Source organism: Psychroflexus curvus, from assembly GCF_020164585.1.
In the GTDB taxonomy this organism is placed as follows: domain Bacteria; phylum Bacteroidota; class Bacteroidia; order Flavobacteriales; family Flavobacteriaceae; genus Psychroflexus; species Psychroflexus curvus.
The window spans coordinates 56350-70970 of the sequence record NZ_JAIQZF010000004.1 but is presented as its reverse complement, the minus strand read 5'-3'; the positions used below and the strand labels follow the sequence as shown (position 1 = coordinate 70970).

Annotated in this window: 14 protein-coding genes; 6 read left to right on the top strand and 8 right to left on the bottom strand. The window is 36.1% G+C overall.

What is annotated here, in order from left to right; all coding sequences use genetic code 11:
- Nucleotides 1-73: 73 nt before the first annotated feature.
- The 3 genes from LB450_RS06815 to LB450_RS06805 are packed head-to-tail and all read right to left on the bottom strand — an operon-like array spanning nt 74 to nt 2061.
- On the bottom strand, nt 74-616 hold the full coding sequence (locus LB450_RS06815; protein WP_224487121.1) for an RsmD family RNA methyltransferase: 543 nt from the start codon (nt 614-616) through the stop codon (nt 74-76).
- A 3-nt stretch (nt 617-619) separates the two neighbouring features.
- Nucleotides 620-1417, bottom strand: a complete 798-nt coding sequence (locus tag LB450_RS06810; protein WP_224487120.1) for a DUF3822 family protein — start codon at nt 1415-1417, stop codon at nt 620-622.
- Nucleotides 1417-2061, bottom strand: coding sequence for a hypothetical protein (locus tag LB450_RS06805; protein WP_224487119.1), 645 nt, complete (start codon nt 2059-2061; stop codon nt 1417-1419). Before LB450_RS06805 ends, LB450_RS06810 begins: the two co-directional genes overlap by 1 nt.
- A gap of 115 nt (nt 2062-2176) precedes the next feature.
- On the opposite strand from LB450_RS06805, the gene LB450_RS06800 reads away from it, so the two are divergent.
- Together LB450_RS06800 and kdsB are read left to right on the top strand one after the other, a co-directional pair.
- Nucleotides 2177-3610, top strand: coding sequence for an ATP-dependent DNA helicase (locus LB450_RS06800; protein ID WP_224487118.1), 1434 nt, complete (start codon nt 2177-2179; stop codon nt 3608-3610).
- A gap of 23 nt (nt 3611-3633) precedes the next feature.
- Nucleotides 3634-4374, top strand: a complete 741-nt coding sequence (gene kdsB / locus LB450_RS06795) for a 3-deoxy-manno-octulosonate cytidylyltransferase (RefSeq protein ID WP_224487117.1) — start codon at nt 3634-3636, stop codon at nt 4372-4374.
- Nucleotides 4375-4379: 5 nt separating this feature from the next.
- Here kdsB and LB450_RS06790 read toward each other — a convergent pair whose 3' ends face one another.
- From LB450_RS06790 to LB450_RS06775, 4 genes are all read right to left on the bottom strand, one after another.
- Nucleotides 4380-5837 (bottom strand): FAD-binding domain-containing protein, encoded by a 1458-nt coding sequence (locus tag LB450_RS06790; protein ID WP_224487466.1) that lies wholly within the window; start codon nt 5835-5837, stop codon nt 4380-4382.
- Between the two features lie 19 nt (nt 5838-5856).
- Complete coding sequence (locus LB450_RS06785; RefSeq protein WP_224487116.1) at nt 5857-7164, bottom strand: cryptochrome/photolyase family protein; 1308 nt, start codon at nt 7162-7164, stop codon at nt 5857-5859.
- 90 nt (nt 7165-7254) lie between these two features.
- Nucleotides 7255-7953 (bottom strand): SDR family NAD(P)-dependent oxidoreductase, encoded by a 699-nt coding sequence (locus LB450_RS06780; protein ID WP_224487115.1) that lies wholly within the window; start codon nt 7951-7953, stop codon nt 7255-7257.
- Between the two features lie 7 nt (nt 7954-7960).
- Nucleotides 7961-8434 carry an SRPBCC family protein gene (locus tag LB450_RS06775; RefSeq protein ID WP_224487114.1) on the bottom strand — a complete coding sequence of 158 codons (474 nt, stop codon included), beginning with the start codon at nt 8432-8434 and terminating at the stop codon, nt 7961-7963.
- Nucleotides 8435-8589: 155 nt separating this feature from the next.
- Between LB450_RS06775 and LB450_RS06770 the strand changes: the two genes are divergently transcribed.
- Nucleotides 8590-9069, top strand: coding sequence for a hypothetical protein (locus LB450_RS06770; RefSeq protein WP_224487113.1), 480 nt, complete (start codon nt 8590-8592; stop codon nt 9067-9069).
- Here LB450_RS06770 and LB450_RS06765 read toward each other — a convergent pair.
- On the bottom strand, nt 9066-9620 hold the full coding sequence (locus LB450_RS06765) for a hypothetical protein (protein WP_224487112.1): 555 nt from the start codon (nt 9618-9620) through the stop codon (nt 9066-9068). The genes LB450_RS06770 and LB450_RS06765 overlap by 4 nt on opposite strands.
- A gap of 120 nt (nt 9621-9740) precedes the next feature.
- Between LB450_RS06765 and LB450_RS06760 the strand changes: the two genes are divergently transcribed.
- From LB450_RS06760 to ccoN, 3 genes are all read left to right on the top strand, one after another.
- Nucleotides 9741-12149 (top strand): heavy metal translocating P-type ATPase, encoded by a 2409-nt coding sequence (locus LB450_RS06760; protein WP_224487111.1) that lies wholly within the window; start codon nt 9741-9743, stop codon nt 12147-12149.
- A 69-nt stretch (nt 12150-12218) separates the two neighbouring features.
- On the top strand, nt 12219-12419 hold the full coding sequence (gene ccoS / locus LB450_RS06755; protein WP_224487110.1) for a cbb3-type cytochrome oxidase assembly protein CcoS: 201 nt from the start codon (nt 12219-12221) through the stop codon (nt 12417-12419).
- Between the two features lie 2 nt (nt 12420-12421).
- A complete protein-coding gene (gene ccoN / locus LB450_RS06750) occupies nt 12422-14617 on the top strand; it encodes a cytochrome-c oxidase, cbb3-type subunit I (RefSeq protein ID WP_224487109.1) in 2196 nt (731 codons plus the stop codon).
- Nucleotides 14618-14621: the final 4 nt, after the last annotated feature.

The window sequence follows — 14621 nt, the reverse complement described above, 5'->3', positions numbered from 1 at the left end:
TTTTACAAAGGTAATTAATCTGTTTCTAAAATTCTTTTCAGAAGTAATTTCACTTTAAAAAGATGCTATTTGATTATGATTTAATCTGAAAAAAGCTGAATACAGAGTTACCATAGCGCCTTTGTTCTGTGTATGTGTCTATATGTTCTAAACTCGTGTGTTTAGAATGTTCAATAATCAAAATACCATCTTCATTCAGAAGAGCTCTTTCTCTTACAAGGTTTTCAATTTTTTGAAAATCCTCAACAGGTAAGTCGTAAGGCGGATCTGCAAAAATAAGATCTGCTTTTAAATGTGTTTTTCCAAGAAAATCAATTACATCACTTTTGATGATATTTAAGTCTATGTCCAGTTCTTCAGACGTTTTGGTAAGGAATTTAATGCAGTCAAAATTAGCGTCTACTGCTGTTACACGTTCAGTTCTTCTTGAGATAAATTCAAAAGAAATGCTTCCAATTCCAGCAAATAGATCAATGACTTCAAGATCTTTAAAGTGAAGTCTGTTATTCAAAATATTAAATAATCCTTCCTTAGCCATGTCCGTTGTGGGTCTAACGGGAAGTTTTTTTGGTGCTATAATTCTTCGTCCTTTTAGACGGCCAGATACAATTCTCATGTCTTATAATAAATTAAAATGTTCTTGGAATCCCTCTTTGTAATGAAATTCAGACGAAACATGTCCATTAGAAAATAAAATGTGCCTAAGATAGGTAGAAAGTATGGCTAAAGCTGAATTTTCATCAGTATTTAAAAAACTACCTGTAAATTCAATGATTACTTCTTCACGGTTTAGATTTAATTCTTCGACTGTAAATAGAATATAATAGGCGAAATCTTCGGGTGTTTCAAAGGAAAAGGCATTCGTAAGAATTAATTTTTGATTTCTGAAAGCTGTGAAATAAATCAGCTGTCTGCTTACGTGAATCTTTACGTATTCATTGGAAGAGTAACTCTTTTTAAAAGCTTTTTCGATTAAACCTGAAAAAAGATGAGTAAACTTAAAGCTTCCAAACAATTCAAATAGGTAATTATTGATATTTACATAGGGTATGTAAACCGTGTTGGCTTGAACCGACAACATCTGGTCAAAAGAAAAATCGTCGCCTTCAATGAGTTTGGAACTGTATTTTATGTAATGCGGCAGATGAGATTCTTTAAAATAAGCTTGCGGAACAATGCTAAATTGGGGATTACCATAAATAACCTCTAAGTTTTCAATTTTATGGGTTTCAAAAAAAACTGGTGTAATATGTGTTTTCAATAACTTAAGGAGTTCTGTCGTTGATTGAGAACTACCGAGTTTGAAATCTTCAAAAATAAGCGGTGCAGAAACTGAATCTGTTAATAAAAAAGAAAATCCATCTTGTAAAATGAAGATGGATAGTCTGTTTGTAATATGTATTGAGTTCTCACTCATTAATTATCACCAAAGTTTTTTGGCCAGTTACCGTTTGTTTTTACCTGAGTCATTGAACCAACTGTTATGGCTTCGCCATCTACACCATCTACAGCTACGGTTTGTTTTTCCTGGACTAAAAGATCCGGATCCTGATCTGCTAAAATTAAATCTTTAGGGGCTCTTACTTCAAAAACTGGAATTTTAGTTCCTTCATCATCGATATAACCCGCCTCGATTTTGAATCGTTTGTTGTCTGTGTGAGGGATATACATCATATCCTTATATCTATCTGAATCTCCGAAAATAGAATCTTTTACTGAAGCAAATCCGAGAGTATCGATCACAACTGCTTCTTTGTATTGATCTACACCGTAAGTTTTTTTATACTCTTCATCAAGAAAAGATGTATCTCTTCTTTGTGTAATAGTATATTGAGCGGTATCAACAAATTTTATTAAATCTTCAAAATTATCTTCGTAGTTACCGATAATTTCTCTGTGAGCAACTTGAACATCACGAATGTCTTTCATTTTCTCAACAACATCTACATAACGTCTGTCTCTTACTTTATTAAACTCAACAGGTCCATAAACTGCATTGTAGGTTAAATAACCCAATACACCGATAACAACCCATAAAACAATCTGTATTACAATCTTCATAACTTAAAATTAAGAGTTTTTGATTAAAGCAAAACTACAACTTTTTTTTAATCACAAAAGTATAGCACTAAAAAATCGTGCTTATATTTGAAATTTAAGAATCGCAACCTCTTTTATGGACAATCAAGAGTTTTATAAAGCACTCAAAACTGATTTTGGACACCCTCCTACACCTAAGCAAGACCTCACATTACAACTTTTAGCCAAATTTGTTCTGGAAACTTCTGTGGATCGTATTTTTTTACTTAAAGGTTATGCGGGAACCGGGAAAACTACCATTATTGGAACTTTGGTTAAAAATATCTGGAAGGTTAAAAAGAAAGTGATACTGGCAGCGCCTACTGGACGTGCGGCTAAAGTCATATCAAATTATAGCCATCAATACGCACAAACCATTCACCGTAAAATTTATCAGCCTAAAAGTACCAGCGGCGGAGGAATTGAATTTGTCCCGCAGGTCAATAAACATAAAAACACCATATTCATTGTAGATGAGGCTTCGATGATTCCAGATTTTCCTAGTGGAGATCAGCTTTTTAATAAAGGCTCTGTTTTGGATGATCTTATGGAATACGTTTATTCTGGTGAAAATTGTAAGTTGATTTTCATCGGGGATACTGCTCAGCTACCCCCGGTAAAATCAAATTTAAGTCCTGCTTTAGACGAAAAAACCCTGACCAACCATTACCAAATGGACGTGATCCCTGTTGAGCTGGATGAAGTTGTCCGTCAACGCCTGGAAAGCAGTATTCTGTTGAATGCCACCAAGATCCGTGAAACCATCGAAGATGAAGATTTTGAAAATTTCAAATTTGAATTGTCAGAAAAAGCGGACATGGTGAGGCTTGTGGATGGCTATGAAATTTTGGATGCCATCAACGAAGCCTACGATAATCTGGGACACGAAGAAACGGCTATCATAGTGAGGTCCAATAAAAGAGCCAATCTTTATAATCAACAAATACGAAGCAGGATACTATTGAGAGAAGATGAAATTGCGCCAGGTGACTTCTTGATGGTCGTCAAAAACAATTATTTTTGGGTTAAGCCAAAAAGTGATGCGGGTTTTATTGCCAATGGTGATATCGTGGAGATTTTGGAGATTTTCGGAATAAAAGAACTCTACGGATTTAGGTTTGCAGAAGTGAACGTCCAGATGGTAGATTATCCCAAAATGAAGCCTTTTGAAACCGTCATTATGCTGGATACTTTAAGTCTGAATTCTCCCTCTTTACCTTACGAACAGTCCAATCAACTTTACCAGGAAGTGATGAAGGATTATGAGGAAATCACTTCCAAATACAAGAAGTTTTTAAAGGTAAAACAGAATCCATTTTTTAATGCGTTGCAAGTCAAATTTAGTTATGCCATCACCTGTCATAAGTCTCAAGGGGGGCAATGGGATACGGTTTTTGTAGAGCAGCCATACTTGCCAGATGGAATTACTAAAGATTACCTAAGATGGTTATACACGGCCTGTACCCGGGCTAAAGAAAAACTCTATCTTATTGGCTTTAAAGATGATTTTTTCAGCGAAAAACAATTGTAAATCAAGGATTAATTACAGTAAATATGTCAACACCTTTTAAAGTTATAGCTATGATCCCTGCGCGCTACCAGGCAGCGAGATTCCCCGGGAAATTGATGCAGGACTTGGCTGGAAAACCAGTGATTGTCAGAACTTACGAATCGGCTAAATCGACTAACTTATTTGATGAAGTTTATGTGGTCACAGACTCTGAACTTATTTTTTCTGAAATTGAAAAGGAGGGAGGTAAAGCTATCATGAGTCAAAAAGAACATGAGTGTGGCAGTGATCGCATTGCTGAAGCTGTGCAAGACATGGAGGTGGATATTGTAATTAATGTTCAGGGTGATGAACCATTCATCAACGAAAAAGCATTGAGTAAACTACTAAGGGTTTTTGAAGAAGATAAAGACAAACTTATAGATCTGGCTTCTTTGAAAGTGAAATTGACTTCAGAAGAAGATATTTTAAATCCAAACCATGTGAAGGTAATCACAGATTTAAATAATTTTGCCCTTTACTTTTCAAGATCACCGATTCCGTTCCATAGAGCTAAAGACCTGGAGGTAGATTATTTTAAACATGTGGGTATTTATGCATTTAGAAAAGAAGCCCTGATGGCCTTTTACAATTTACCGATGAGCCCTCTGGAAGCTTCAGAAAAAATTGAATGTATTCGTTATTTGGAAAATGGGAAAACCATCAAAATGGTGGAAACCGAAGAGGTGAGTATAGGTATTGATACTCCAGAAGATTTGGAAAAAGCAAGACTGAAATTTAATTAATTGTTTTAGCGCCCTCCTCTAATGGTATGCCTTTTTAAAATTTTTTTGCCTTCAACTTTAGACCTTTCAGATTGAATGATTTTCCAGATAGAATCTGAGGCAAATTGACGAGAGGCTTCCAAGTCGATAATGGGTTTTGGATAATCATCTCCAAGCTGGAAGCCATACATGTCCTGTTCCATGCTGGTTAGTTTCCAGGGCTCATGAACAAACTCTTTTGGAATTGAATTTAATTCAGGAATGTAATTCAAAATAAAATCACCTTCAGCATCGTGTTTATAAGAGTTTTTGACGGGGTTGTAGATTCGTAAGGTGTGAATACCAGTGGTGCCTGCCTGCATTTGCAGCTGAGGAAAATGAATACCAGGTTCAAAATCTAAAAATAAACTTGCCAGATGCTCTGAAGCGTCCTGCCATTTTTGCCATAGTAAATGTGTGAAAAAAGAAACTAAAAGCGCTCTCATTCTAAAGTTGAGATAGCCGGTTTGAGTTAGGCAGCGCATGCTGGCATCCACAAGCGGAAAACCGGTCTGACCTTCTTTCCAGGCTTTGATTAATTCATTGTTTTTCCCGTGTTTTAATACATTAAAAGCAGAGTTGAAGTTTTGGAACTCAGCTTTATACTCCATTTCAAATTTCTGAATAAAATGGGCCTGCCATCTTAATCTAGATTGAAACTGACTCAAGGCTTGTTTGTGTTTGGTTTTGTCTTCAAGTTGCATAGAAGCATGAATCACTTCTTTCATCGATAAATTTCCCCAAGCGATATATGGTGACAATCGGCTGCAGGATTTTCTGGCTAATAGCGGTTTTGAAATATGATTTTGATAGTCAGGATAGCGATCTTTCAAAAAGCTATTCAGATAACGCAGGGCTGTTTTGCGACCTCCTTTTTGAAAATTCGTATCTCTTTCTACTGATAGGCTTAGGTTTTCAAAATGAGCTTGTAGTCTTTGAATGGTTTTAGAATCTACAAACTGCCCCTGGCTTGCTGAAAATGGAACCGGGTCTTGATTCATGAAATTCTCCCAGGAATTCACCCAGGTTTTTCTGTTTTTTAACCCCCGAATAACTCCGTTTGTAATGAATTCTTTCCACTGAATGCCTTCAGAAGTAAATTGACGCTTTATTTGCTTATCTCTCTGAAAGGTAATATGTATACCCGTTTCCTGATGAGAGTAAACAGTTTTGATTTTAAACTGGGAATGGATTTTTTTGAAAGCTTCTTCAGCAGAAGACTTTATCACTAAAACCTGTGTTTGATATGCTGCTAAGTCTTGCTGTAATTCCTGCAATGATTCCTTGATGAATCTAAAATGACGCCTGCTGTAATGAGCATCGTCTAGAAGAATGGGCTCAAACAGATAAAGCAAAAGAACAGGCTGTCTTTTTTGTAAAGCTTCATATAATGGCGCGTGGTCGTGTAATCTCAAATCCCTTTTTAACCATACGACATTCACCATCATCAATTTAATTGATCTGTTAATTTTTGACAGCTTCTTTATAGGTTTCTAAACAGCGCTCTCTCGCTTCTTTATGTTCTACCATGGGTTCTGGATAGTTGCTGGTATCCAATTCAGGAACCCATTTTTTGATGTATGTTTTATCTTTATCAAATCTATCGGTCTGCGAGTAAGGGTTAAATACTCTGAAGTAAGGCGCCGCGTCCACACCAGAGCCTGCAACCCATTGCCAGCCACCTACATTGGATGACATTTCATAATCGAGAAGTTTTTCTGCAAAGTAGGCTTCGCCCCAGCGCCAGTCAATCAACAAATGCTTACACAAAAAACTTCCAACAACCATTCTGAGTCGGTTATGCATCCAGCCAGTTTCATTGAGTTGGCGCATACCTGCATCTACGATAGGGTATCCGGTTTGTCCTTTTTTCCACTTTTCGAATTCATCTTCGTTATTCCTCCATTGAATCCGGTCATATTTAGGCTTGAAAGATCTGTCCTGAGTTTCTGGATAATTGTGAAGAATTGCTTTGTAAAATTCTCTCCAGATCAATTCATTCAGAAAGGTTTCGTTTTTCACTGATAATGCTTTTTTTACAACTTTTCTATAGCCAACAGTTCCAAATCTCAAATATGGACTTAGTCTTGAAGTTCCTTCTTTTGAAGGAATATTTCGAGTGTCTTCGTAGTTTTCAAGCAAATCTTTGTCCAAGTTATATTCTGGAACCTTTATGGAAGATGTTTCAAAGCCCATATCAGATAATGAAACATTAGGCAGTCTCAAATTTTTATAGGTGTTATCGAGTAAGTCTTCAGAAGGATAGGTTTTGAAATCGACAGCTTCAAACTCTTTTTTCCATTGCTTCATGTAAGGGGTAAATACCAGATACATGCCTCCATCATTCTTCTCCACTTCAGTTTTTTCAAAAATGACCTGGTCTTTAAAATCGTGGAATTCAATTCCGTTTTTAGCTAACTGCGCATTGATGCTGGCATCACGTTTATAAGCATAAGGCTCGTAATCCCTGTTGGTATAAACAGCTTCAATATCGAAATCTTCAATCAGTTGTTTGAAAGCGTTTTCAGGAGTGTCGTGATAGGTAGCTATGGAAGAATTATAGTTGTCTTGAAGATAAGACCGCATTTTTTGTAATTCATCATGAATGAATGTGACTCGCGCATCATCTTTAGGAAGTTCATCCAAAATATGTTTATCGAATATAAAAAGAGGAAGAACTGGGAAATCTCCGGATAAGGCATGGTATAAACCTACATTATCTTCGAAACGCATATCTCTTCTGAACCAGAATACTCTCACTTTATCACTCATGATGCTTAACTTTTTAATCTTTACAATACTTAAAATCTTCCTGCAAGATAAGTGTCTCGCAAGAAGATTTTAAAAAAAATCAGGTAAAATCTAACTTACATTGAGGCTTCCCATACCACCATCAACTCCAAGAACTTGACCTGTTATCCATGTAGAATCGTCAGATAATAAGAAGCTGGCTATTTTTCCAATATCAGAAGGTTCACCTACTCGTTTTAGAGGGTGTCTCTCATCCATTTTTTCTTTTTTCTTATCATTGCCTAAGAGTTTACCGGCAAGCTGAGAATTTACCAGTGAAGGTGCAATTACATTTACTCTAAAGGATGGTGCATATTCAGCTGCAAGTGATCTTGCAAATCCTTCAATGGCTCCTTTGGCTGCTGCAACACTGGTATGAAATGGCATACCTGTTTGTACAGCAACGGTGCTGAAATAGACTATGCTCGCCTGCTTGGAGTTTTTGAGTTTTGAAAGGACACCATGAGTTGTTTTTACCAGACTCATAAAATTAAGCTGGAAATCTTCTTCAAAAACTTTTGGTTTCATCATTTTAAAAGGCTTCAAGTTGATGCTCCCGGGACAATATACCAACCCGTCTAGGGTGTCCGGCAAATCCAATTCTGAGATATCATCCGTAAGTGCATCAAACTTGTGATACGTCACATCATATTCAGATAGATTCTCATCTGACCGTGATGCTACAATTAGATTATGATTTGGACTCATTTCTTTTACAATTTCCAAACCTATGCCTTTGGATCCTCCAATAAGTAAAATATTCTTTTTCATATTTTTATTATTTATTTTGATTTTCGAATTGACCGAATTTTTCGATCATTTTAGCCTCTCTGGCTTTAAAAATTTTATTCAATTTTGGTTTGACTATAAGTGGATGCATCAATCTTCCTAAACCTCCAAACGGAATTTTGTAATGAACTAAATCTTCTACCTCAACACCTCCTTTAATTTCGTGGATAAAATGTTTATGATGCCATAAGGCATAAGGACCGTAGAGTTGAATGTCTACAAAATAATTCGGTTCTTCGACATGTGTAATCTCTGTTACCCATTTGGTATTAAAACCAGGGAATGGAGTGACATTATATTGCAATAATTGTCCAGTAAACATTTTTCTGTCTGCACCTGATAGGATTTCGAAACCCATATCGTCAGGCATGATTTCTTGAAGGTTTTTTGGGTCGGACAAAAAATCCCAGGCCTTTCTTTTAGAAATAGGTAATTTTTGTCGGGTATTAATCTCGTATATCATAATTCAAAAATAGATATTTAATTGTTTAATGAATTATGTTTTAAGTTAAACAAAAGTTATTATTGAAGACATTCATCCCCATAAAGTTATAAATAATTCTTTACATGATATTTCCGTGTATTTAGTATGCTTTAATTTGCAAAAAAATGAAGTAGATGATGATGAAATTCCAAAGCCTAGTGCTCCTTTTATTGCTTGTGGCTTGCAAAACCACCCAAACTGATTTACCACTTCTTCAAGACTGTCCGAATGATGGGGATTGTGAAGTTCAGGTTTTAAAAGAAACAAAATTATTTATAAGCGAAGATTCTGAGGGTATCTCAGAAATTTCTTTTGAAGAAGACGTTGATTTCCAAGTGATTTTTATTCAATTTAAAGATTCAAAATCAATTGATTACAAAGAGGAGATTTATCTACAAATTCCATCTAGGTTTAAAGAAATACAATCCAAAAATCAAAGTTTACAAAATCAAAAAGTTATTTTCGGAAAGTTAGGTGATTTTGATCAGGGCGGTTTTGAACGCGTAAAAGATGGTGAATTACAACTTGTCAAATTAAAGGATCACATATCGCTTCATCTGGAAATTCATTCTGAAAGAAGTCATGTTTTTGAAAGTGTAGATTTAAAAATTTAATTATCAATTACATCCGCAGAAAAGGGTGGAACCCCCGGAGCAGATCCAGGTTTTTTATCTTCTTTCTCAGAATCCAATTCTAAAATATTATAAGGAAAATCTTTAGTTCTTACTTTTTTTCTCTTTTTACAATCCAGATTTATATAAATAGTTTCATATTTTTCTTGTGATGCTGTGTCCCATGCGTATAAATACACCTCCCTTACATACTTTAAAATAAGATCATAAGAGTCGTGTTTTCCATAAGAACCTAAAGCTATAATAGCCTGTTTTGGTGAATCTGCTTTGGATTTGTCCTTAGATGGATTTGTCAAAAAATCATAAACAGTTTCTTTAAATTGTATCTCAGACATCCCTTCTTTTCTCTTGCCCTTCATCAATAACTTACCTTCCTGGTCTATGATTAGAGTGAGTAGATTATTTGGATTTGCAGAGGTGTATTCTTCATTTGAAATCTTTTTTTCAATAGGACATGAGTCATCCAGCCAGGTTTGACTAAAACTCGATACCGCAGATACCAGACTCATAAATAGCATTAAAAAAAACTTCATGGTTATTTCTTTATACACCTACAAAGATATAAACTTATTTATCCAATAACACTAGAACTGAGTTTTATCATTTTTTGTCGCTGTCAAGTTTGAGTATTTTTGCCTAATTAATTTAATTTCATGTCGATAGATAAGTGTTTTCACTGTGGTGACGATTGCGCAAGAACCAAAATTCATCACGATGACAAATTGTTTTGTTGCAATGGTTGTAAAACCGTTTTTGAAATCTTTTCTGAAAATGATTTGACCTGTTACTATGATTTTGAACAAAATCCAGGAGCTACTCCAATTGACATTGACGGAAAATACGATTATCTTGATAAGCCGGAAATCGTTGAAAAATTAATAGATTTTCAAGAAGATTCCACTGAAATTGTTTCGCTTCATATTCCACATATTCATTGTAGTTCTTGTATCTGGATATTAGAAAATCTTCATAAATTAAACCAGCACGTAGTATCCTCACAGGTTGATTTTCCTAAAAAGAAAGTCAGTATAACTTATAAGACAGAAGAGTTCTCCCTGAAATCACTTGTAGAGCTAATGTCCAGAATTGGTTATGAGCCATACATAAGTCTGGAAAATTACAATCAGACAACAAAAAGTACAGATAGAAGTCTGATTTATAAAATTGGTGTTGCTGGCTTTGCTTTTGGTAACGTGATGTTTTTAAGTTTTCCTGAATATTTTGAGGTTTCAGAATATTGGCTGGAGCAGTACAAGCCTGTTTTTAGATGGCTCATGTTCTTCTTTAGCTTGCCGGTGGTCTTTTATGCTGGTCGTGATTATTTTAAATCTGCTGTCAAGGGTCTCAGAAGTAAAATTCTGAATATCGATATTCCTATTGCTTTAGGGATTTCAGTCTTATTTGTGAGAAGTACTGTTGATATTATTTTTAATTTAGGGTCTGGTTTTTTTGACAGTCTTACGGGCCTGGTATTCTTCCTTCTGTTAGGTAAAATCGTTCAGCAAAAGACCTATAAATCCATGTCTTTCGAAAGGGACTATAAATCCTATTTCCCCATAGCAGTAACGAAAATAAACCCGTCTGAACCTCTAGGAACCTCAGGTGCAGTAGGAAAAGAAGAAAACATTCAGGTTTATGAAATTGAAAGAGGTGATAAACTCCTGATTAGGAATCAGGAATTACTCCCAGTTGATGGTATTTTAATGTCTGCATCTGCAGAAATTGATTATAGTTTCGTCACTGGTGAGGCCAAGCTCGTTAAAAAAGTATCTGGAGATAAAGTTTACGCTGGTGGTAAACAGCGAGGTAGTGCCATTGAAATTATAGCAGAAAAGTCTGTGGAACAAAGTTACTTGACTCAATTGTGGAGTAATGATGTGTTTCAAAAAGATTACAATCCTAAATTTCAAAGTCTGATAGATAAAATCAGTAAAAAATTCACGATTGCAGTCCTTACAATTGCTTTTTCTGGATTGTTATTTTGGCTTTTTTATGATACGGGCCTGGCTTTAAATGTCTTTACAGCCGTTCTCATTATTGCTTGTCCCTGCGCTATTGCTTTAGCGACTCCATTCGCTATGGGAAACTTACTTAGGATTTTTGGGAAAAACGGGTTTTACCTCAAAAACACAAACGTCCTGGAACAAATGGCAGACCTAGACGTCTTTGTTTTTGATAAAACGGGAACGTTGACAACAAACAAGAAAAGCGATATTTCTTATTCTGGACTGACGTTGAGTGAAGAAGATAAAATGGTATTGAAGAACACCTTCAGAAATTCCAATCACCCTTTAAGCAGGGAGCTCTATTCATTTTTGAGCAGTCAAAATATTCAAGATTCTGAATCTTTTGAGGAACACCTTGGCGAAGGAATAATATCCACTTATAACGATCATACTTACAAGCTCGGTTCGGCTAAATTTGTTTCTAATGTCGTCGAAGACCCGGGTTTATCCACAGCTGTTCACATCAGTAAAGACGAAACCTATTTAGGGAAATTCGAATTTGATACAATTTACAGAAAGGGTGTTGAGTCTTTATTTGAGTCTTTAGACTCACAATATAAATTGATTATTCTTTCTGGAGATAATGAAGGGGAAAAACCAGTACTTACCAAAATGTTGCCAAAAACTACTCAGATGTTTTTCAACCAGAAACCAGATTCTAAAATGCGTCTGATAGAGAAAATCCAATCTGAAAATAAAAATGTCGTCATGGTGGGTGATGGATTAAATGATGCGGGTGCTTTAAAACAAGCTGATATAGGTATTGCCATTTCAGAAAATGTTAACGTGTTTTCTCCAGCTTGTGATGCTATAATGGATGCCTCAGAATTTCACAAGCTAGACAGGTATGTGGATATTTCCAAAAAAGGAATCAAGATCATAAAGCTGAGTTTTCTGTTCTCTTTTCTTTACAATAGTGTAGGCTTATATTTTGCACTAACGGGACAACTTCAGCCTGTCATAGCGGCCATTTTGATGCCTTTGAGTTCGATAACTATTGTAATTTTCACCACTTTAGCTACCCGAAACATTTCCAAACCAATACTTAATGAGTAAATCTTTGAAACATGATTAAGATCATTTTTTTAGAAAATATTCAAATGTAGTTTTGACAAAAATTAATTCATGAACGTCATTTACGGACTTCTCGCCATCAGTATCCTTGTTGCTCTTATCTTTTTCGGGCTTTTTATTTTTTCAGTTAAAAAGGGTCAATTCGATGATGATTATACCCCATCAGTCAGGATGCTTTTTGATGATGAGCTAGTAAAAGATAAAGATGAAAAGAAAAAAGAAAATTCAAACAATCAACAAAAACAATCATAACTATGGAGTTACAGCAATTTCATTACGATAATAAAATCGTAAAAAACTTCCTTTATGCCACTATCATCTGGGGTGTTGTAGGAATGTCTGTTGGCCTTTTATTGGCATTTATGTTTATTTTTCCAAGTGTCACCGACGGTATCTCTTGGTTGAGTTTTGGTCGGTTAAGACCATTACACACCAACGCTGTAATCTTCGCATTTGTTGGTAATGCTATTTTTGCAGGGGTGTATTATTCTACCCAAAGATTACTAAAAGCAAGGATGTTTAGCGATGCTTTAAGTAAAGTCAACTTTTGGGGATGGCAGTTGATTATTGTTGCCGCGGCAATCACATTACCACTTGGCTTTACGAGTTCCAAAGAATATGCTGAATTGGAATGGCCTATCGATATTATGATTGCAGTGGTTTGGGTTGTTTTTGGATGGAACCTTATTGGTACTATTCTGAAAAGACGTCAGCGTCATTTATACGTGGCTATATGGTTCTATTTGGCAACTTTCGTCACTGTTGCTGTTCTTCATATTTTCAATAGTTTAGCCTTACCGGTTAATTTATTTAAGAGTTATTCGGCTTACGCAGGAGTTCAGGATGCTCTGGTACAATGGTGGTATGGCCACAATGCTGTTGCGTTTTTCTTAACTACTCCGTTCTTAGGACTGATGTATTATTTTGTTCCTAAAGCGGCAAACCGACCTGTATATTCCTACAAATTATCGATCATTCATTTTTGGTCTTTGATTTTTATTTACATCTGGGCTGGACCTCACCACCTGCTTTATACAGCACTCCCGGACTGGGCTCAAAACCTTGGGGTGACCTTTTCTATCATGTTATTGATGCCATCCTGGGGTGGTATGATCAACGGTCTTTTAACCCTTCGTGGGGCCTGGGATAAAGTAAGAACAGATCCTGTTCTTAAATTTTTCGTTGTCGCTATTACAGGCTATGGTATGGCTACTTTTGAAGGGCCAATGCTCTCACTTAAAAATGTAAATGCCATAGCTCACTTTACAGACTGGATCATAGCTCACGTTCACGTTGGAGCCCTGGCTTGGAATGGATTCCTAACCTTTGGTATGATTTACTGGTTGATTCCACGTCTGTTCAAAACCAGATTATTCTCAGTAGGTCTGGCTAACGTTCACTTTTGGCTTGGGACCTTAGGTATAGTCATGTATGCTTTACCCATGTATGTTGCTGGTTTTCTGCAAGCCTCTATGTGGAAACAATTCAATCCGGATGGGAGTTTGGTTTATGGTAACTTTTTAGAGACTGTAACTGAGATTATGCCGATGTATTGGATGAGAGCAATTGGTGGCAGCCTTTATATAATCGGTACGTTTGTAATGATTTATAACGTCATTAGGACAGCTAAATCTGGTTCTAAAGTTGAAGATGAACTAGCAGAAGCTGCAGCTTTAAGTCGGGGAGGTAAAAGAAAAAGAGGGGAGAAGTTCCATACCTGGTTAGAAAGAAAGCCTATTCAATTAACCATACTCGCGACGATAGCTATTTTGATTGGTGGTATCGTTCAAATTATACCAACATTATTAGTCAAATCTAACATTCCAACTATTTCTACTGTAAAACCTTACACGCCTCTTGAGCTGGAAGGTCGAGATCTTTACATCAGAGAAGGATGTGTGGGATGTCACTCACAAATGGTGAGACCTTTTAGAAGTGAAGTAGAACGCTACGGAGAATATGCCAAAGCTGGAGAGTTTGTTTACGACAGACCTTTTTTATGGGGAAGTAAACGTACTGGTCCAGACTTGCTGAGAGTTGGTGGAAAATATTCAGACAACTGGCATTTTAATCACATGTATGATCCGCAAAGCACCTCTTCGGGTTCTATTATGCCAAGCTACCAGTGGTTGATTAAAAGTGAGTTGGATAAATCTTCTACAGAAGATAAAATGCAAACCATGGCCGACTTAGGTGTTCCTTATTCTGATGAAGAAATCGAAAATGCACAGGCGTCTATGCTGGCTCAGGGAACCGAGGTTCAAAACAATCTTTATAACGATCCGGATTTTGTAAAAGCTTATGAAGCAGATAAAGCTTATGCAGAGGAAAATAATCTTGATTTTGTAGAGATGAAAAACAGAGAAATTGTAGCTCTTATTGCTTACCTGCAAAGGCTAGGCACAGATATTAAAATAAAGTCTAACGAAGAAGCAACTTCTTCCAATTAAATTC

Coding starts and splice junctions, on each gene's coding strand:
- LB450_RS06815 (WP_224487121.1), bottom strand. CDS start 616: ATGAGAATTGTATCTGGCCGTCTAAAAGGACGAAGAATTATAGCACCA.
- LB450_RS06810 (WP_224487120.1), bottom strand. CDS start 1,417: ATGAGTGAGAACTCAATACATATTACAAACAGACTATCCATCTTCATT.
- LB450_RS06805 (WP_224487119.1), bottom strand. CDS start 2,061: ATGAAGATTGTAATACAGATTGTTTTATGGGTTGTTATCGGTGTATTG.
- LB450_RS06800 (WP_224487118.1), top strand. CDS start 2,177: ATGGACAATCAAGAGTTTTATAAAGCACTCAAAACTGATTTTGGACAC.
- kdsB (WP_224487117.1), top strand. CDS start 3,634: ATGTCAACACCTTTTAAAGTTATAGCTATGATCCCTGCGCGCTACCAG.
- LB450_RS06790 (WP_224487466.1), bottom strand. CDS start 5,837: ATGGTGAATGTCGTATGGTTAAAAAGGGATTTGAGATTACACGACCAC.
- LB450_RS06785 (WP_224487116.1), bottom strand. CDS start 7,164: ATGAGTGATAAAGTGAGAGTATTCTGGTTCAGAAGAGATATGCGTTTC.
- LB450_RS06780 (WP_224487115.1), bottom strand. CDS start 7,953: ATGAAAAAGAATATTTTACTTATTGGAGGATCCAAAGGCATAGGTTTG.
- LB450_RS06775 (WP_224487114.1), bottom strand. CDS start 8,434: ATGATATACGAGATTAATACCCGACAAAAATTACCTATTTCTAAAAGA.
- LB450_RS06770 (WP_224487113.1), top strand. CDS start 8,590: ATGATGATGAAATTCCAAAGCCTAGTGCTCCTTTTATTGCTTGTGGCT.
- LB450_RS06765 (WP_224487112.1), bottom strand. CDS start 9,620: ATGAAGTTTTTTTTAATGCTATTTATGAGTCTGGTATCTGCGGTATCG.
- LB450_RS06760 (WP_224487111.1), top strand. CDS start 9,741: ATGTCGATAGATAAGTGTTTTCACTGTGGTGACGATTGCGCAAGAACC.
- ccoS (WP_224487110.1), top strand. CDS start 12,219: ATGAACGTCATTTACGGACTTCTCGCCATCAGTATCCTTGTTGCTCTT.
- ccoN (WP_224487109.1), top strand. CDS start 12,422: ATGGAGTTACAGCAATTTCATTACGATAATAAAATCGTAAAAAACTTC.